Source organism: Streptococcus sp. HMSC061D10 (assembly GCF_001808865.1).
Taxonomy (GTDB): Bacteria; Bacillota; Bacilli; order Lactobacillales; family Streptococcaceae; genus Streptococcus.
The window spans coordinates 1-20283 of sequence record NZ_KV794998.1 but is presented as its reverse complement, the minus strand read 5'-3'; the positions used below and the strand labels follow the sequence as shown (position 1 = coordinate 20283).

Genomic DNA, 20283 nt, shown 5'->3' with positions numbered 1-20283 from the left:
AGGATAGGTGTTAAATCTATTTCTTTGTTTCCCAGAGGCTTACTTTGTAAGTCTCTTTTTATTTCGGAGGTTATTGTGAAATTATTAGAAGAACGAATTTTAAAGGACGGAAACGTTCTTGGTGAGAATATTCTTAAGGTGGATTCTTTCTTGACCCACCAAGTTGATTATTCCTTGATGCGCGAGGTTGGTCGTACTTTTGCAGAGCATTTTAAAAATGCTGGTATTACCAAAGTCGTAACCATTGAGGCATCTGGAATTGCCCCAGCTCTTTATGTGGCTGAACAGTTAGATGTTCCCATGATTTTTGCTAAAAAGGCAAAAAATATCACTATGAATGAAGGAATTTTAACCGCTGAAGTTTATTCTTTCACTAAACAAGTAACTAGTACCGTATCTATTGCAGGTAAGTTCTTATCTCCTCAAGATAAAGTATTGATTATTGATGATTTCTTGGCTAATGGTCAAGCAGCTAAAGGTTTGATTCAGATTATTGAACAGGCTGGTGCTACAGTTGAAGCTATCGGAATTGTGATTGAAAAATCTTTCCAAGATGGTCGTGGACTGCTAGAAAAATCAGGCCATCAAGTAGTATCACTCGCGCGATTAGAGCGTTTTGAAAATGGAAAAGTTATATTTAAGGAGGCAGACATCTAATGAAACAACAGGAAAACCACTCACAGGCAGCCGTTCTTGGTTTGCAACACTTGCTAGCCATGTACTCAGGTTCAATCCTGGTACCAATCATGATTGCAAGTGCTTTAGGGTATTCAGCTCAACAGTTGACCTACCTTATTTCAACAGATATCTTTATGTGTGGGGTTGCAACTCTCTTACAATTGCAACTCAATAAACATTTTGGTGTTGGTTTACCTATTGTTCTTGGGGTAGCCTTCCAGTCTGTTGCTCCTCTTATCATGATCGGTCAGAGTCATGGTAGTGGTGCTATGTTTGGTGCTTTGATTGCTTCAGGGATTTATGTTATCCTGATTTCAGGTATCTTTTCTAAGGTTGCCAATCTGTTCCCTTCAATCGTAACGGGTTCTGTCATTACAACAATCGGATTGACCTTGATTCCAGTTGCCATCGGAAATATGGGAAATAACGTTGAAAAACCAACTGGACAAAGTTTAGCCTTGGCAATGATTACAGTCCTCATTATTCTTTTGGTCAATATCTTTACCAAAGGATTTATCAAATCTATTTCAATTTTGATTGGTTTGATTGCAGGTACCATTATCGCTGCAACAATGGGCTTGGTTGATTTCTCACCAGTAGCAGAAGCTCCACTCGTTCATATCCCAACTCCATTTTACTTCGGTGCTCCGCAATTTGAGATTTCTTCTATTGTCATGATGTGTATTATCGCTACTGTATCTATGGTAGAATCAACTGGTGTTTATCTTGCCCTTTCTGATATTACTAAAGATCCAATCGATAGCACTCGTCTTCGCAATGGTTATCGTGCTGAAGGTCTCGCTGTTCTGCTTGGTGGACTTTTCAACACCTTCCCATATACAGGATTTTCACAAAACGTAGGCTTGGTGAAACTTTCAGGTATTCGTACTCGTTTACCAATCTACTACGCAGCTGGTTTCCTTATCTTGCTCGGTCTTTTGCCTAAGTTCGGTGCCTTGGCACAGATTATTCCTAGTCCTGTTCTAGGTGGAGCTATGCTCGTCATGTTCGGTTTCGTGTCTCTCCAAGGGATGCAAATCTTGGCGCGTGTAGACTTCGAACACAATGAACACAACTTCCTCATTGCAGCAGTTTCTATCTCTGCTGGGGTTGGATTGAATGGAAGTAATCTCTTCAATACTTTACCGACTGAATTACAAATGTTCTTCTCAAATGGTATTGTCATTGCAAGTACAGTAGCCATCGTCTTGAATGCTATTTTGAATCGTAAAAAATAAAAATAAATGAGAAGCGATAGAAATATCCTTCTCATTTTCTTTTTTAGAGCTTGAGGATTGTTTATAGAGTCCTTTTTATGGTAAAATGGTTCTATGAATGAAAGAATGAAAGAGCTCGTTGAACTGCTCAATCGCTATGCGACAGAGTATTATACAAGTGATAATCCATCTGTATCTGATAGTGAGTATGACCGTCTTTATCGTGAATTGGTAGAGTTAGAAAAAGCTCATCCTGACCAAGTTTTACCAGAAAGTCCGACACATCGTGTTGGTGGAAAGATTCTTGATGGGTTTGAGAAATATAGTCATCAGTATCCTCTTTATAGTTTGCAGGATGCTTTTTCACGTGAAGAACTCGACGCCTTTGATGCGCGTGTTCGTAAAGAATTAGATGATGTCACTTATATTTGTGAGTTGAAGATTGATGGTTTATCGATTTCCTTGACTTATGAGCAGGGAATTTTTGTTGCTGGGGCAACTCGAGGTGATGGCTCCATCGGTGAAAACATCACTGAAAATCTTAAACGAGTGAAAGACATTCCGTTATCATTACCAGAAAAAATAGATATTACAGTTCGTGGTGAATGTTATATGCCGATAGCTTCTTTTGACCAGGTCAATCAATCTCGTCAAGAAAATGGGGAGCCAGAATTTGCCAACCCAAGAAATGCTGCTGCAGGAACCCTTCGTCAGTTAGATACAGCAGTAGTAGCCAAACGTAATCTTGCAACCTTCCTTTATCAGGAAGCTAGTCCTTCAACTCGGGATAGTCAAGAGAAGGTTTTGAATCATTTAGAGCAGTTAGGCTTTGTGGTTAATCAAAGACGTCTATTAGCTCATAGTATGGATGAGGTTTGGGCGTTTATTCAAGAAATTGGTCGAGAAAGAGATCAGTTGCCTTATGATATCGATGGAGTTGTGATTAAGGTCAATGATCTAGCTGGTCAGGAGCAACTAGGATTTACAGTCAAAGCACCTAAGTGGGCAGTCGCTTATAAATTCCCAGCAGAAGAAAAAGAAGCGAAACTTCTTTCTGTTGACTGGACAGTAGGGCGTACAGGAGTTGTGACTCCGACTGCTAATCTTACTCCAGTGCAACTTGCAGGTACAACTGTAAGTCGTGCAACCCTTCATAATGTCGACTATATCGCTGAAAAGGATATCCGTAAGGATGACACCGTCATTGTCTATAAGGCAGGGGATATCATTCCAGCTGTTTTACGAGTGGTAGAATCCAAGCGTGTGTCAGAGGAAAGACTAGATATTCCAACAAACTGTCCAAGTTGTGACAGTAAGCTTTTGCATTTTGAAGATGAGGTTGCCCTTCGTTGTATCAATCCGCGATGCCCTGCTCAAATCAAGGAAGGTTTGACGCACTTCGCATCGCGTGATGCTATGAATATTTCTGGCCTTGGTCCATCAATCGTTGAGAAACTATTTGCAGCCAATTTGGTTAAGGATGTTGCAGATATTTATCGTTTGACTGTGGAAGAATTGCTTTTGCTAGATGGTATCAAGGAAAAATCTGCTCAAAAACTCTACCAGGCTATTCAAGCATCCAAAGAAAATTCTGCTGAAAAACTCTTGTTTGGTTTGGGGATTCGTCATGTAGGAAGTAAGGTAAGTCAGTTGCTTTTACAAAACTTCCACTCAATCGAATCGCTAGCACAAGCCAATCCTGAAGAAATTGCAAGTATCGAAAGTTTGGGAAGTGTCATTGCCCAAAGCCTTCAGACCTATTTTGCTACAGAGGGTTCTGAAATCCTTTTAAGGGAATTGAAAGAATCAGGTGTTAATCTAGACTACAAAGGACAGACTGTTGCAGCAAATGCAGCCTTGTTTGGTCTAACTGTCGTATTGACAGGAAAGCTAGAGCGTCTTAATCGCTCAGAAGCTAAAAATAAATTAGAAAGTCTAGGAGCCAAGGTTACTGGTAGTGTGTCGAAAAAAACAGACCTTGTTGTAGCAGGAGCAGATGCAGGAAGCAAGCTCCAAAAAGCACAAGAACTGGGAATAGAGATTCGTGATGAAGCTTGGCTTGAGAGTTTGTAATCTATGAAAGAAGAAAAAAAACGCGCACGTCTCATTTATAATCCGACATCAGGCCAGGAAATGATCAAGCAAAATATCGCAGAAGTCCTAGAAGTGTTAGAGAGCATAGGCTATGAAACCAGTGCTTTCCAAACCAAACCTGAACACCTGTCAGCCCAGAAAGAAGCAGAAAGAGCTGCAAAAGCTGGCTTTGATTTGGTTTTAGTAGCTGGTGGCGATGGCACCATCAACGAAGTGGTTAATGGAATTGCACCTCTGGAACATCGTCCAAAGATAGCCATCATTCCTACTGGAACTACCAATGACTATGCAAGAGCATTGAAAATCCCTATGGGGGATCCAGTTGCTGCAGCGAAGATCATTGCCAAAAATGAAACCAAGAAAATTGATATTGGTCGTGCTTTTGGCGATAAGTATTTCATCAATATTGCTGCGGCAGGAGCTCTTACGGAGTTAACTTTTAGTGTTCCGAGTGAACTAAAGACGCGTCTGGGTTATCTGGCCTACGTTGCTAAAGGCATCGAGATGTTCCCAAAATCCAAAGCCCGTCCTGTTCGTATTTACCATGATTGGGGAATTTTTACAGGAGAAGTTTCTCTTGTCTTTGTTGCCTTGACCAATTCTATCGGTGGATTTGAGCAATTTGCACCTGATACCAAGCTGGATGATGGCAATTTCACGCTTATTCTAGTAAAGACAGATAAAATCCTAGATATGTTGAGTCTGCTAGTTCAAGCCATGAACGGAGGCCAACACGTATCAGATGTCAATGTTGAATATCTGAAAACTAGTAAACTCCGAATTGAAACTTTGGATCAGGAAGAGCCGTTTATGCTTAATCTTGATGGAGAATACGGTGGCGACACACCAGTAGATTTGGAAGTGTGCCATAATCACATTGAGTTTTTTGTGAATCGTGAGGCGATTGATCAAGAAATTATGATTAACATATAAAATCAAATTTAATTTAGAAATTAGGGAGAACTATGTACAATTATCCTGTACTTATTCATTATCATCGTAAGGATGAAGCCTACGAGGCTTGCAGTTTCAGTAAAAAAACAGTAGATTCAGTAGAGCTTATCAAAGAAGAATACTTTGGAGCCAAATTTTCACTGACTCAATCGAGTGAAGTAGCCCTTGAAACCATGACTTTTAGCGTTGAAAAAGACGGTGTCAGCAAAGAGTATCCTATTCGTTTCAATTACTATCCACTTTTGACAGAGGTTTGGATTTTGGATGGAGACGATACAGTTTATTATTCTGAAAATCCAGCTATTGCCAGTCCCCACTATAAAGACCAAAATCCTTTTGCTTTTGACAAGGCAATCAATAGTGCGAGTTTCGACCACCACTGGGGTTATCAAGGAGAGTTGGGATGTCAAGTTTCTGAAAATGAAACAAGTTTTAGCTTATGGGCACCAACAGCTACATCTGTCCAAGTAGTTGTCTATGAATCAGCGAGCAATGACGCTCCTATCCTTAAAATCTTTGAAATGGAGCGAGGAAATAGTTATTCCTATAGCCACAAGTATAATACCATTGGTGTTTGGAGCTTAACAGTCCCAGAAAACCTAGCAGGTCGTGCTTACCACTACCAAATTGACTTTCCTCATCACCAGTCATTAACTCGTGATCCATATACCATTGCAACGAGTCCTGTTGGAAAACGTTCAGCCATTGTCTCAAATCAAGATCGACAGGTTGAAGGCTTTGAGGTCAAGCATGGTACAGAAGCAACTTGGCGTTTGGAAAATCCTTGCCAAGCAGTCATTTATGAAATGCATATCCGTGATTTGACTAAGTCTGAAACATCTGGTGTTGCGCCAGAATTAAGAGGAACCTTCTTAGGTGCAGCGCAAACTGGAACAGTTAACCAGTATGGTCAGTCGACTTCGTTTGACTATATCAAAGAACTTGGTGTCAACTATGTTCAGTTGCAACCAATTGCTGACCGTCATAAAGAATACGACGCTGATGGAAATGTAACTTATAACTGGGGATATGATCCACAAAACTACAATGCTCCAGAAACTAGCATGTCTACAAACCCAAACGATCCAGGTCAAGCTATCCGTGATTTGAAAGCCATGGTCCAAGCTTATCACGATGCTGGTATCGGTGTTATTATGGATGTTGTTTACAATCATACCTTCTCAACGGTGGATGCGCCATTCCAAACAACGGTTCCTGATTATTATTATCGAATGAACCATGACGGAACTTACCAAAATGGAACAGGAGTCGGGAACGAAACTGCCAGTGAGCACGAAATGTTCCGTAAGTATATGATTGATTCCCTTCTCTACTGGGTAAAAGAGTACAATATTGACGGTTTCCGCTTTGACTTGATGGGAATCCATGATGTCAAAACTATGCAGATGATTCGTTGGGCTATGGACGAAGTCGATCCTAAAATCATCCTTTATGGAGAAGGATGGGATATGGGAACTGGTCTTGCTCCTTATGATAAGGCTAAGAAAGATAACGCCTACCAGTTGCCAAACATTGGATTCTTTAATGATAATCAACGTGATGCGGTCAAAGGTTGTGAAGTCTATGGCTCTATCAAATCTGGTTTCGTCAGTGGTGCTGGAACTGAACCGATCGTCGCAAAGGCTATCCTTGGAAGCCGAGAGCTGGGTTCTTACCTTAGCCCCAATCAGGTTCTTAACTATGTAGAAGCCCACGATAACTACAATTTGCATGATTTGCTTAAAACCCTTCATCCAACGGAGAGTGAAAAACGTATCATGAAGAAAGTAGAAACAGCGACAGCCATGAACCTTCTCATGCAAGGGATGGCCTTCATGGAGTTGGGGCAAGAGTTTGGCCGTACCAAGCTTGTAGCTACAGGAGAAAATGGTGAGTTGACTCACGCAGATCGTGAGAGAGCTATGAATAGTTACAATGCTCCTGATAGCGTCAACCAAGTCAACTGGGATTTGATCAATGAGCGTCAAGATAGTATCGAGTTTGTTCGTCAGATTATCCGACTTAAAACACAAAACAGTGCCTTTTCATACCCTACCTATGAAGAAGTCTACCGTCATGTCTTTGTACACACGGCCATTGAAAATAGTGGTTGGATTGTTTATGAGATTCATGGTGGCGAAGAGCACTTCTTGGTTGTATTCAATGCTAAAGGGGCTTCCTATTACTATGAAAATGCAGGAAACCTAGAAATGTTGGTAACCAATAGCCGTTCTAACCAAGAAAATGCCATTGACGATGTCAGTGTGGCAGTTATGAATGTTTTATCGTAAGTCTTAGATTGAAGATTGACACAATGAAGTGTAGGGCAAAACTATTTTGCAGAGTCCAATAAATGAACAAAAGTATTTCAAAGACTCATTTCTACTAAAATGTGAGGTCGGGATTTTTTATCTCGGCCTATACTTCTAGAAAGTTTATCTTGGAGACGATAGAAAAAGCAGAAGTTTCATTACAAATTGAATTAAAATTATAAAAGTTCATTAGTTTTAGTGGGAGATACCTATGGATATCAATACAATTACGCTGGAAACATTTATCACATTAAATGAATCGGAGAAAGTTCAGTGTCTTAAAGACATTAAGCATAACTTCCAATTCGAGAAAGTAATAGAAATTCTTTTAGAGCTTGGCTTAGAAAATTTAAGTGGACTAGTCCTTAGTGAACTAGCCAAAGTCTATAATAATTGGAGTCAATTCGAAGAAGCCAAAAGAGTTTTAGAGATGGTCTCTGAAGAAGATAGGGATGCTATTTGGTATTATCGAAATGGTTTTACCCATTGGCGTTTATCTAGTGATCCGAACAAGGACTTTGAAACTGAAGCTAATCAGGCTCTAGATTTATTAGAAAATGCTATCAAAAATGCTGATTCCTCAACAAATCCAGTCATTGAATGGTGTATTGAGTTGGTTAAAGTAGGTTCTCTAAAGGAAGTTTTTGAAGGCAAGCCAACAGAATATCCCCTGCTTCAGAAATACTATTTTGAAAATGCTAATGAAACTAATCAAGAAATGAAAACTGCACAGAATAAGAAATTATACAAGAATATTAAGATAGAAGATGTTCAAAATGCAGAAGACTCTTGGGATATTATTGAACCAGTATACGAAACTGTTAACATCTATAACACCTATAAAGACTATCTCGATTCTGCAAAAATCTTTACTTTAGAACAAAGATACCTTCTGGCAATTATCTGGTATTTTATCGAAGTAAACAATGGAGGTCACTATCAATTTTTCGATAATTCGACAGGGATTGTCTGGAAAGATACTTTAAAGGGCTTCGAACTATTTGGAATGAAGGAGCATGCTGCTAATTTCAAAAATCTCCTTGCATACTTTGGTGGAACTATCTCCTTTGTTAGAGAAGAAAGATCGGAGCTGCTAGCACAGATGGAAGAAGAGTATGGCGATGATTTTTATGAGAAATTGGATGAAGCAGATAATTTTGTCTATGATTATGATGGAAATGAGAATGAGCTAAGTTTTATCAAAAAATATCCAGAGAAATTCATTTTTCATGGAAGTGCAGATAAATCGTAAAGAATAGTAAATAAAGAAAGAGCAGATTGGAAGATCTGCTCTATTTTTTGGGAGAAATCCCTTGTTTCTGAATAGTTGCAATCTAAATTGAATGTTATAAACTCAATATTTACGGATTTTCAATGTATTTTTCAAAAATATAAGGCTAAAAATTGCTTAAATCCGAATATTTTGTTACTATTATATAAAAATGTAAGAAAATGAAAAGAGGCGAAGATAAATTGGAAAATTAAAATGATTTTCCCAGGACGCATCAGAGAATTATTTTCAGATTTTCAAAATAATTTTTAAAAATATAGTAATTTACTTGAAACTTCTCTTAAAAGGTAGTATAATAAAAATAAGAAAACGCTTACAATAAAAGGGGGATTCAATGGATAAATTTGAGGCTTTAAGAACTTTTACTAGTGGCGAAAATTTCCATCTTCAACACTATTTAGGTGCGCATCGTGAAGAAAGAGACGGTGAGTATGGCTATACATTCCGTGTCTGGGCGCCAAATGCGCAGGCTGTCCATCTAGTTGGTGATTTTACTAACTGGGTTGAAAATCAAATCCCCATGGTTCGTAATGAATCTGGAGTTTGGGAAGTTTTTACAACTTTAGCTCAAGAGGGACATATTTATAAATATCATATTACTCGTGCTAATGGCCATCAGCTCATGAAGATTGATCCCTTGGCTGTTCGCTATGAAGCACGTCCGGGTACAGGAGCTGTTTTAACAGAAATTCCTGAGAAAAAATGGAAGGACGGGCTCTGGTTAGCTCGTAGAAAACGTTGGGGATTTTTTGAGAGACCGGTCAACATTTATGAGGTGCATGCAGGATCTTGGAAGAGAAATCCTGATGGAACACCTTATAGCTTTGCTCAACTTAAAGAAGAGCTCATCCCATATCTCGTTGAGATGAACTATACTCACATCGAGTTTATGCCTTTGATGGCTCACCCACTTGGTTTGAGTTGGGGTTATCAGCTCATGGGTTACTTCGCTTTAGAGCATGCCTATGGTCGTCCTGAAGAGTTTCAAGACTTCGTTGAGGAATGTCATATCAACAATATCGGAGTAATTGTGGACTGGGTACCTGGACACTTTACAATCAATGACGACGCTTTGGCATACTACGACGGTACACCAACTTTTGAATACCAAGATCATAATAAGGCTAACAACTACGGTTGGGGAGCACTCAACTTTGACTTAGGTAAAAATGAAGTCCAATCTTTCTTGATTTCAAGCATTAAGTTCTGGATAGATTTCTATCACCTAGATGGTATTCGTGTAGATGCCGTAAGTAATATTCTCTATCTAGATTATGACAATGCTCCATGGACACCAAATAAAGATGGTGGCAATCTCAACTATGAAGGCTATTATTTCCTACAACGTTTGAATGATGTTATTAAACTAGCTCATCCGGATGTTATGATGATTGCAGAGGAGTCTTCTTCTGGTACAAAGATTACTGGCATGAAGGAAATGGGTGGACTTGGATTTGACTACAAGTGGAACATGGGTTGGATGAATGATATCCTACGATTCTACGAAGAAGATCCAATTTATCGCAAGTATGACTTTAATCTTGTGACCTTCAGCTTCATGTATGTCTTTAATGAAAATTATCTCCTACCATTCTCACATGATGAGGTTGTCCACGGTAAGAAGAGTATGATGCATAAGATGTGGGGGGATCGTTACAATCAATTTGCAGGCCTGAGAAATCTCTACACCTATCAAATTTGTCACCCTGGTAAGAAATTACTATTTATGGGTAGTGAATTTGGTCAATTCTTAGAGTGGAAGTCAGAAGAGCAATTAGAGTGGTCAAATCTCGAAGATCCAATGAATGCCAAGATGAAATACTTTACATCACAGTTGAATCAGCTCTATAAAGATCACCGTTGTCTTTGGGAAATTGATACAAGTTACGATGGTATTGAAATCATTGATGCGGATAATAGAGACCAAAGCGTCCTATCCTTTATCCGAAAAGGTAAGAAAGGCGAGATGCTAGTCTGTGTCTTCAATATGGCACCAGTTGAACGTCCTGATTTTACAATTGGTCTTCCTGTTGCAGGTATTTATGAAGAAATTTGGAATACAGAGTTAGAACAATGGGGTGGTGTGTGGAAAGAGCATAACCAAACAGTTCAAACTCAAGAAGGATTGTGGAAGGATTATGAGCAGACTTTGACATTTACCTTGCCAGCTATGGGAGCAAGTATTTGGAAAATCAAACGTCGCATCAAACCTACTAAAAAAGTCGCTAATAAAACTCAAAAAGGAGTAGAAAATGAAGAATGAAATGCTAGCTTTAATCCTTGCTGGTGGGCAAGGAACTCGTCTCGGTAAACTCACTCAAAGCATTGCTAAACCTGCCGTGCAATTTGGTGGGCGCTACCGTATCATTGACTTCGCTCTTTCAAACTGTGCCAACTCTGGTATCCATAATGTTGGGGTTATTACACAGTATCAACCACTAGCTCTCAATAGCCACATTGGTAATGGTTCTAGTTGGGGTCTAGACGGTATTGACACAGGTGTTTCTATCCTTCAACCCTACTCTGCAAGTGAAGGAAATCGTTGGTTTGAAGGTACAAGTCATGCCATTTACCAAAATATCGACTATATCGACAGTATCAATCCTGAGTATGTTTTGATCCTTTCAGGTGACCATATCTACAAGATGGACTATGATGATATGCTCCAATCACACAAGGACAATAATGCCAGCTTGACAGTTGCTGTCTTGGATGTACCACTAAAAGAAGCTAGCCGTTTTGGTATCATGAATACAGATGCTAATAATCGTATTGTTGAGTTTGAAGAAAAACCAGCTGAACCAAAATCAACTAAGGCATCAATGGGTATCTATATCTTTGACTGGAAACGACTTCGTAATATGCTAGTTGCAGCTGAAAAGGCCAACCTAGATATGTCAGACTTCGGTAAAAATGTTATTCCAAATTATCTTGAAACAGGCGAGAGTGTCTATGCTTATGAATTCAATGGATACTGGAAGGACGTTGGTACTATCGAATCTCTTTGGGAAGCAAATATGGAATACATCTCTCCAGAGAATGCTCTAGATAGCCGTAACCGTCAATGGAAAATTTATTCTCGTAACCTTATCGCTCCACCAAACTTTATTGGAGAACATGCTCATGTAGAAGACTCTCTTGTAGTGGATGGCTGTTACGTAAATGGTACAGTAAAACACTCTATCCTTTCTACAGCTGCTCAAGTTCGTAAGGGAGCAGAAGTTGTTGATTCTGTCATCATGAGTGGAGCAGTTATCGGTAGAGGAGCTAAAATTACACGTGCAATCATCGGTGAAGGTGCAATTATTGCCGATGGTGTTGAAATTGATGGTACAGAAGAAGTACAAGTAGTCGGATATAACGAAGTAGTGGGGGTAGCAACAGATGAAGATTGATAAATATTCAGCGATTTTAGGAAATACCGTTGGTTTCCATGATATGTCAACCTTGACAAGTAACCGTCCAGTGGCAACTTTACCATTTGGAGGAAAGTATCGTTTGATTGACTTCCCGCTTTCAAGTTTAGCTAATGCAGGCGTTCGTAGTATCTTTGGAATTTTCCAACAAGATAACATCAGCTCAGTTTTTGACCATATTCGTTCAGGACGTGAATGGGGCTTGAATACACTTCTTAGCCACTACTATCTTGGAATCTACAATACTCGTGTAGAGAGCAGTACTGTTGGAAAAGAGTACTATAAACAACTCTTAACTTACTTAAAACGTTCAGGTTCAGACCAAACAGTTTCCTTGAACTCTGATGTTTTGGTGAATATTGATCTCAATCAAGTTTTCCATTTGCATAATACAACAAAATCACCAATCACAGTTGTTTATAAGAAATTGCCTAAGAAGAACATTTCAGAAGTAAATGCAATCCTTGATATCGACGAAACTGACCATGTGGTTTCTCACAAACTCTTTGATAAAAAATCAAATCAAGATTACTACAACATGTCAACAGATATCTTTGTTGTAGATACTCAATGGTTGATTAAACGTTTAGAAGAAGAAGCTCAAAAAGAATATCCAGAAAAATTACGTTATGTTCTTCGTGATTTAGCAGCTAAAGAAGGTGCTTTTGCATATGAATACACAGGATACCTAGCAAATATTCATTCAGTAGAAACATACTACCAAGCTAATTTAGATATGCTTGATCAGCATAAATTCTACTCTTTGTTCTCACCAAATCAAAAGATTCACACTAAAGTTAAAAACGAAGAGCCTACTTACTATGCACCTGGTTGTGAAGTAAATACTTCGCAGTTTGCTTCTGGTAGTATTGTCGAAGGTAAAGTTGTTCGTTCGGTTATTTCTCGTAATGTTCAAATTCATAAAGATAGCTTAGTTAAAGAATCTATTGTTTTCCCTCGTGTTGTCATTGGTGAAGGTGCGCAAGTCGAGTATGCAGTCGTAGATAAGGGTGCTGAAATAGCTGAGGGAGTTGTCATTCGAGGTACAGCAGAAAATCCTGTTGTCATCAAAAAAGGCGAAAAAGTAACAGAGGATATCCTTTCATGAAAATTTTATTTGTAGCAGCCGAAGGTGCGCCCTTTTCAAAAACAGGTGGCTTGGGAGACGTTATCGGAGCACTTCCAAAATCATTAGTAAAAGCTGGGCATGAGGTTGCTGTTATCTTACCTTACTATGACATGGTAGAAGCCAAGTTTGGTGATCAGATTGAAGATGTCCTTCAATTCGAAGTCTATGTTGGTTGGCGCAGACAATTTTGTGGAATTAAGAAAACTGTTTTAAACGGTGTTACCTTCTACTTTATCGACAATCAATATTATTTCTTCCGTGGACATGTTTATGGAGACTTCGATGATGGTGAACGCTTTGCCTTCTTCCAACTTGCTGCCCTTGAAGCTATGGAGCGTATTGGATTCATACCTGACGTCCTCCATGCTCATGATTACCATACAGCAATGATTCCGTTCTTGTTGAAAGAAAAATACAGATGGATTCAAGCTTACCAAGGAATCAAGACTGTTTTGACCATTCATAACTTGGAATTTCAAGGTCAATTCTCTGAAAGCATGCTTTGGGACTTGTTCAGGGTTGGATTTGAGCGCTATGCTGATGGAACAGTTCGTTGGAATGATTGTCTTAACTGGATGAAGGCAGGTATTCTCTATGCAGATCGTGTATCAACCGTGTCACCGAGCTATGCTTATGAGATCATGACTACAGAATTTGGTTGCGGTATTGATCAGATTCTTCGTATGGAATCTGGTAAGGTTTCAGGTATTGTTAATGGTATTGATACAGATTTGTACAACCCAGAGACGGATTCTTTACTTGAGTATCATTTTAACAAATCTGATTTGTCAGGAAAAGCTCAAAATAAAGCGAAGCTTCAAGAAAGAGTTGGTCTTCCAGTACGTCCTGATGTTCCAATGATTGGTATCGTGTCACGTTTGACTCGTCAGAAGGGCTTTGATGTGGTGGTTGAAAGCCTGCATCGTATGCTTCAAGAGGATATTCAAATTGTTCTCTTGGGAACTGGAGATCCAGGATTTGAACAAGCTTTCTCTTGGTTTAGTCAAGTATTCCCAGAAAAACTTTCTGCCAATATTACTTTCGATGTGAAGTTAGCTCAAGAGATTTATGCAGCATGTGATATTTTCCTCATGCCAAGTCGCTTTGAACCGTGTGGGCTTTCACAAATGATGGCCATGAGATATGGTACGCTTCCTTTAGTAAATGAGGTGGGTGGACTTAGAGATACTGTTCAAGCTTTTAACCCAATTGAAGGAACAGGTACAGGCTTTAGCTTTAACAACCTAACTCCATACTGGCTCAACTGGGCATTGCAAACAGCTTTGGATGTTTATCACAACCATCCTGATGTTTGGAAAAATATGCAAGTTCAAGCTATGGAATGTGATTTCTCTTGGGATACAGCCTGCAAGTCATATCTTGATTTGTATCACAGTTTAGCAAACTAAATAGTTAAAATCGTATGATACCTTCATACGATTTTTTGAGATTCTGAAAGTAAGGCAATTATATGAAAAAAATTAAAGGACTCTGTGTACTGGATGTAGATGGGACACTGATAGAAGAGGAAGTTATTGATTTGTTGGGGAAAGAAGCAGAGTGTGAAAATGAAGTAGCTCTGCTGACGGCCCAAGCTATGAGGGGAGAACTAGATTTTGAAGAGAGCCTGAGAAAACGTGTTTCTTTATTACAAGGACTATCTGTAGATACTTTTGATAAGATTTATCATGAACTACACCTTAGTAAAAATGCTGCGCAATTTATTAACACTCTGCAAAAAAATCAGATAGAAGTGGGTTTAGTTTCGGGGGGATTTACACCTGTGGTTGAAAGAATAGCAAAAGATTTAGGGATTTCATTATTTGCTGCTAATCAACTGGAAATCAGAGATGGTCATTTAACCGGAAATCTTGTTGGTCCTATTATAAGCAGAGAAGTTAAAAAAGAAACCCTAGTAAGATGGGCTGATGAATTAGAGGTACCAATCGATAGAACAATTGCTATTGGAGATGGAGCTAATGATTTAGCGATGTTGAAGAGAGCTGGAATCGGCATTGGTTTCTGTGCCAAAGAAATCGTGAAAGAGGAAATTCACCTTCAAATTGAAGATAGAGATTTAACAAAAGTATTGAATCTGATAGATTTCCTTTGATTAGAAAGATGAGTGTATGAAAATTGTTATAGCACCTGACTCTTTTAAGGAGAGTCTCCCTGCAAGTGAAGTAGCTAAAGCTATTAAACGAGGTTTTAAAAAGGCTCTACCTGAATCGAAATGTTTGCTCTTACCTGTTGGCGATGGAGGGGAAGGAACAGTAGATGCCATTAAAAATTCACTTGGTCTTGTAGAAAAAACTGCTTTAGTGACGGGTCCCTTTGGAGATGAAGTTCAAATGACTTATGTTCAAAAAGGAGAACTTGCTCTTTTCGAAGTGGCCGATTTAGTTGGGCTTGCTAAAATTCCTGTTGAAAAACGAAATCCACTAAAGATTCAAACAAAGGGGATTGGTCAACTGATCCTATATTTAATCGAACAAGGAATGAAAGAAATCTATATAGGAGTTGGTGGGACATCCAGTAACGATGGTGGTATTGGAATTGCCTCAGGACTTGGTTACCAGTTCTATGACAAAAATGGAGATGAACTTCTAGCTATTGGTCAGTCTTTGTTTGAAATTACTGATATCTCAAAGGAGAAAGTTATATCTATTCCTTCTGATGTGCATATCAAAATCTTAGCAGATGTTACCAATCCACTCTGTGGAACTCACGGTGCCACCTATACATTCGGAAAGCAAAAAGGATTGAATCCAACAAAATTTCAAGAAGTTGATGCTTCTATTGAAAACTTTTACCACAAAGTTGCCCCTGAAATTTTAAGCCTTGAAGGAGCTGGAGCAGGTGGTGGTATTGCGGCTGGCTTATGTGCTTTTGCTGGAGCAGAGATCGTATCTGGTATCCAAACTTGTTTAGATATAATCAATTTCGATAAAAACGTTGCAGATGCAGATCTAGTTATTGTTGGTGAAGGTAGGTTAGATTCTCAAAGTTTATCTGGTAAGGCGCCAATTGGAATAGCAAAAAGAACACCAGATGGTGTTCCAGTTATTGCTATTTGTGGTAGTTTAGCTGAGGATTTACCTCCTTTACCATTTGAGAATGTCATAGCTGCTTTTTCAATATTAGAGAAAAGCGAACCATTAGAAGATAGTTTAAAAAATGCAGCTACCTATTTAGAAGATACAGCTGCAAACATTGGTCAAATTTTAGCTTTGAAGAAAAATTAACCAAACCACTTTCTCCAAAGAGAAGTAGGAGCTTTTTTCATCTCTTTTTCCTGCCATAAGTCTGAAAAGGCCTTTCTGAGGTCCTTTTCACTTGTTTGAACAGGGGCATCGCTATGGATGACTAGGCCAAAAGGAGAAGAGTTATGATCTTCAGAAACGATGGTCGCTTGGCAGTCAGCATCTTTGGATTGTTTTAGATAAAAAACTTGTTTATCAAACTCTACCTGAGGAGAAATTTTGACAAATAGAGGTTGAGTCTCTTTTTTAAAGGTTTCTATAATTGTTAAAAATCCATTTTTAAATTTATCATCATCAGCTGTTTCAAGGTCTGCATAGCCAAGGACACGTTCCTCGAAAGTTCCGAGAAAACGTCTCTGTTCATCTGGATTTAGTTTAAGCCCACCATGAGCTTTTTCTAGGATTTGTTTTGATACATCAGTCATAAAAATAGTATATCATAAAATAAAGGAGAAAACAGATGAAAGAAAGCGATTACTTTATAAACTTAAGGAAAATTTGCACAAAGATAACGTTTTTCCTTGAAAAAGGAGTCTTTTTAAGGTATCATAGAGGTGTAAAAAATTTAACTCAATAAGGAGAGTAAAAAATGTCAATTATTACTGATGTTTACGCTCGCGAAGTCCTAGACTCACGCGGTAACCCAACACTTGAAGTAGAAGTTTACACTGAATCAGGTGCTTTCGGACGTGGTATGGTTCCATCAGGAGCTTCTACTGGTGAACACGAAGCAGTTGAACTTCGTGATGGTGACAAATCTCGTTACGGTGGTCTTGGTACACAAAAAGCTGTTGACAACGTAAACAACATCATCGCTGAAGCAATCATCGGCTACGATGTACGTGACCAACAAGCTATCGACCGTGCTATGATCGCACTTGACGGTACTCCTAACAAAGGTAAATTGGGTGCTAACGCAATCCTTGGTGTGTCTATCGCTGTGGCTCGTGCTGCTGCTGACTACCTTGAAATCCCACTTTACAGCTACCTTGGTGGATTCAACACTAAAGTTCTTCCAACTCCAATGATGAACATCATCAACGGTGGTTCTCACTCAGATGCTCCAATCGCTTTCCAAGAATTCATGATCGTACCTGCTGGTGCACCAACATTCAAAGAAGCTCTTCGTTGGGGTGCTGAAATCTTCCACGCTCTTAAGAAAATCCTTAAATCTCGTGGTCTTGAAACAGCCGTAGGTGACGAAGGTGGATTCGCTCCTCGTTTCGAAGGAACTGAAGACGGTGTTGAAACTATCCTTGCTGCTATCGAAGCTGCTGGTTATGTTCCAGGTAAAGACGTATTTATCGGATTTGACTGTGCATCATCAGAATTCTACGATAAAGAACGTAAAGTTTACGACTACACTAAATTCGAAGGTGAAGGAGCAGCTGTTCGTACTTCTGCAGAACAAATCGACTACCTTGAAGAATTGGTAAACAAATACCCAATCATCACTATCGAAGATGGTATGGATGAAAACGACTGGGATGGATGGAAAGCTCTTACTGAACGTCTTGGTGGTAAAGTTCAATTGGTTGGTGACGACTTCTTCGTAACAAACACTGCTTACCTTGAAAGAGGTATCGCTGAAGGCGCTGCTAACTCAATCCTTATCAAAGTTAACCAAATCGGTACTCTTACTGAAACATTCGACGCTATCGAAATGGCTAAAGAAGCTGGTTACACTGCCGTTGTATCACACCGTTCAGGTGAAACTGAAGATTCAACAATCGCTGACATCGCAGTTGCAACTAACGCAGGACAAATCAAGACTGGTTCACTTTCACGTACTGACCGTATCGCTAAATACAACCAATTGCTTCGTATCGAAGATCAACTTGGTGAAGTAGCTGAATACCGTGGATTGAAATCATTCTACAACCTTAAGAAATAAAATAGTTCAGTGAACTATTTTATCCCGAACCTTGAAACTCAAAAGTTCGGTCGTTGATTTAACAACGTTTTAAGCCCCTCGGATTTTATCCGAAGGGCTTTTTCTTTATTCAGGGGGGCAAAAAAGGGGCAAAACTTTTTAAAAAATTTTTATAACCTTATCCAAGACACTTATTGATTCATATTTTAAATTTTACGTAATTTGTGTTTCGAAAAGTCAGAGAAATATTTTCTTAAATAATAACCCTGATTTAGAAAAAATATAATTCTCATCTCTATGATATTATAAAATGGTTCAAGTAAGATATCTAGTTCACTAAATGTAAAAATCTTAGATATCTAATACCAAAAAGTTCGAAAAGCTTCAAAAATTATCTTTTAAAGTGTTATAAAATTATTTTTTTCTAAAAAAAACATCTGTTATAATTTGATAGTTGAAAATAATTTTGTTATACTAGGTGAGGTATATATAAATGTTAGTTTTTATATATGAATAAGGAGGCAATTTAATGAAAATTAAAAGAAACCAACAAGCTGATTTTCGGACTGAGAAATATACTCGTTTTGGTATTCGAAAGTACAGTTTTGGAGCGGCTTCAGTTGCAATCGCAACAGGTTTGATGTTTCTAGGAAGTGGGACTGTTTCAGCTAATGAGCTCACTTCACAAGCTACTGGAGATCAAACCATTACTGAAAAAAATAAATCTGATTTACTTAAAGATAATCAGAAAACTGAATCAACTTATGAAGCACCTGCAGTTATTCCAGGTATCGATTCTAAAGAATATCAAGGTTCAGAAAATAATAAAGAAATTCAACCATTATCATCTGAGTCAACAACAAATTCAGTTGTAAATGCTACCGCAGAAAATTCAGATAAAAAAATTGAGGATAAACTAGATAAATCTAATGCAGAAGATAGAAGTGTATCTGTTGATACCGCTGACTCTTTGAAACGAACTCGTCGTGAACTTGATTCTAGCGCAGTAGTAAAAGGGGGAACTATCAGTATCACTTCACCAAAAGAAAATACTTCAAGCGACTCGTCTCATCCGAATGGATATAATAACTCTACTAAGTATCATGATGGTAGTGATGGCTGGTATACTTTTGTTCAATTGGATCAACAAGAAAGACATCCACAGTTCACTTACATTAATTCGTTTGATGGTTATGTGGTTATATCTGCTAAGTCAGATCGAACACCAAATGGGTATACGACTGATGGCACGGTAAAACTAGAATTTTATAACCGTAAAAATGAGTTGCAGCAAGAGATTATCATGGATAAAAATACTAATTCTAAGGAATTTGTATATAAGTATAAAAAGCGTGACCAGAAAATACTCATTAATCGAAATGCGGATTCCATTTCTATCGGTGATATGCCGAATATTACAAAAACTCGTAATCAAGTTGCAAACTTTTATATCTTGTATAACGGTCCAGAAATTTCAACTAAACAAGGCCAAGGTATTTTTTATGCAGATGGATGGTTGATTCCTACCAATAATTCAGTAACTGTACGATTTAAGGATAAAGATACAAATAAAGAATTGGTTCCTTCTCATACTTTAAATGGTTTGACTGGAATGCGTTTTGATACTACCGCGGCAGAATTAAAGGGTTACGAACTAGTCGATAAAGAGATTGTAGGTTCTCCAAGTGGCTATATTTCTCCTTGGAAGCAAGTAGGTGATAGCTTTACAAAAGTGACTCAACCTAACCTCGAGATTAAATATACTTTACTGAACATGGATGGAACTATGAAGGCTGAGGTCTACTATAGTGGTAAAAAGATTCATGAAACAACTTTAGGAAAAGGTGAAACAACTGAGTATAATGGTACTGCAGCTAATGGACGTCCGTATACCCAACGTTTAGAAAATCCATTTTTGAATGCAACTAATGAAATTGTATACTACTATAGAGCAACTGCTCCAGTAGAAAACGATGTGACAAAAGCAACTAAACAAACAGTAACCTTTGAAGGAGCAGGCGATAAGACTCCAGCTGATAAAGTTCAGGATAGCTTC

At 38.5% G+C, this 20283-nt stretch carries 15 protein-coding genes; 14 read left to right on the top strand and 1 reads right to left on the bottom strand.

Features of this window, described 5'->3' with window-relative positions:
* The first annotated feature begins 75 nt into the window (after nucleotides 1-75).
* The 12 genes from HMPREF2728_RS02435 to HMPREF2728_RS02380 all read left to right on the top strand — a co-directional run bounded on the left by HMPREF2728_RS02435 (nucleotide 76) and on the right by HMPREF2728_RS02380 (nucleotide 16336).
* Nucleotides 76-657: a xanthine phosphoribosyltransferase gene (locus tag HMPREF2728_RS02435; protein ID WP_075226948.1), complete on the top strand. Its 582-nt coding sequence runs from the start codon at nucleotides 76-78 to the stop codon at nucleotides 655-657.
* On the top strand, nucleotides 657-1916 hold the full coding sequence (locus HMPREF2728_RS02430) for a nucleobase:cation symporter-2 family protein (RefSeq protein WP_075226947.1): 1260 nt from the start codon (nucleotides 657-659) through the stop codon (nucleotides 1914-1916). Before HMPREF2728_RS02435 ends, HMPREF2728_RS02430 begins: the two co-directional genes overlap by 1 nt.
* 93 nt (nucleotides 1917-2009) lie before the next feature.
* Complete coding sequence (ligA, locus tag HMPREF2728_RS02425; RefSeq protein ID WP_075226946.1) at nucleotides 2010-3968, top strand: NAD-dependent DNA ligase LigA; 1959 nt, start codon at nucleotides 2010-2012, stop codon at nucleotides 3966-3968.
* 3 nt (nucleotides 3969-3971) lie between these two features.
* Nucleotides 3972-4922: a diacylglycerol kinase family lipid kinase gene (locus HMPREF2728_RS02420; RefSeq protein ID WP_075226945.1), complete on the top strand. Its 951-nt coding sequence runs from the start codon at nucleotides 3972-3974 to the stop codon at nucleotides 4920-4922.
* Nucleotides 4923-4954: 32 nt separating this feature from the next.
* Nucleotides 4955-7234 (top strand): type I pullulanase, encoded by a 2280-nt coding sequence (pulA, locus tag HMPREF2728_RS02415; RefSeq protein ID WP_075226944.1) that lies wholly within the window; start codon nucleotides 4955-4957, stop codon nucleotides 7232-7234.
* 232 nt (nucleotides 7235-7466) lie between these two features.
* Nucleotides 7467-8507: a DMP19 family protein gene (locus tag HMPREF2728_RS02410; protein WP_075226943.1), complete on the top strand. Its 1041-nt coding sequence runs from the start codon at nucleotides 7467-7469 to the stop codon at nucleotides 8505-8507.
* A 373-nt stretch (nucleotides 8508-8880) separates the two neighbouring features.
* A complete protein-coding gene (gene glgB / locus HMPREF2728_RS02405; RefSeq protein WP_075226942.1) occupies nucleotides 8881-10809 on the top strand; it encodes a 1,4-alpha-glucan branching protein GlgB in 1929 nt (642 codons plus the stop codon).
* On the top strand, nucleotides 10799-11941 hold the full coding sequence (locus HMPREF2728_RS02400; RefSeq protein WP_075226941.1) for a glucose-1-phosphate adenylyltransferase: 1143 nt from the start codon (nucleotides 10799-10801) through the stop codon (nucleotides 11939-11941). The genes glgB and HMPREF2728_RS02400 overlap by 11 nt, the downstream gene beginning before the upstream one ends.
* Entirely contained in the window at nucleotides 11931-13070 is a 1140-nt protein-coding gene (glgD, locus tag HMPREF2728_RS02395) for a glucose-1-phosphate adenylyltransferase subunit GlgD (protein ID WP_075226940.1), read from the top strand. The genes HMPREF2728_RS02400 and glgD overlap by 11 nt, the downstream gene beginning before the upstream one ends.
* Nucleotides 13067-14500, top strand: a complete 1434-nt coding sequence (gene glgA, locus HMPREF2728_RS02390) for a glycogen synthase GlgA (protein ID WP_049510192.1) — start codon at nucleotides 13067-13069, stop codon at nucleotides 14498-14500. Before glgD ends, glgA begins: the two co-directional genes overlap by 4 nt.
* A 62-nt stretch (nucleotides 14501-14562) precedes the next feature.
* Complete coding sequence (gene serB / locus HMPREF2728_RS02385; protein WP_075226939.1) at nucleotides 14563-15204, top strand: phosphoserine phosphatase SerB; 642 nt, start codon at nucleotides 14563-14565, stop codon at nucleotides 15202-15204.
* 16 nt (nucleotides 15205-15220) lie between these two features.
* Nucleotides 15221-16336 carry a glycerate kinase gene (locus tag HMPREF2728_RS02380; protein WP_075226938.1) on the top strand — a complete coding sequence of 372 codons (1116 nt, stop codon included), beginning with the start codon at nucleotides 15221-15223 and terminating at the stop codon, nucleotides 16334-16336.
* Here the strand turns inward: HMPREF2728_RS02380 and HMPREF2728_RS02375 are convergent.
* Nucleotides 16333-16779 carry a DUF1694 domain-containing protein gene (locus HMPREF2728_RS02375; protein WP_075226937.1) on the bottom strand — a complete coding sequence of 149 codons (447 nt, stop codon included), beginning with the start codon at nucleotides 16777-16779 and terminating at the stop codon, nucleotides 16333-16335. The two genes, HMPREF2728_RS02380 and HMPREF2728_RS02375, sit on opposite strands and share 4 nt — an antisense overlap.
* 164 nt (nucleotides 16780-16943) lie before the next feature.
* Between HMPREF2728_RS02375 and eno the strand changes: the two genes are divergently transcribed.
* Together eno and HMPREF2728_RS10780 are read left to right on the top strand one after the other, a co-directional pair.
* On the top strand, nucleotides 16944-18248 hold the full coding sequence (gene eno / locus HMPREF2728_RS02370; RefSeq protein ID WP_000022825.1) for a surface-displayed alpha-enolase: 1305 nt from the start codon (nucleotides 16944-16946) through the stop codon (nucleotides 18246-18248).
* A gap of 508 nt (nucleotides 18249-18756) precedes the next feature.
* Nucleotides 18757-20283, top strand: a 1527-nt coding sequence (locus HMPREF2728_RS10780; protein WP_186822183.1) for a YSIRK-type signal peptide-containing protein, incomplete at its 3' end; no start/stop codon positions are given.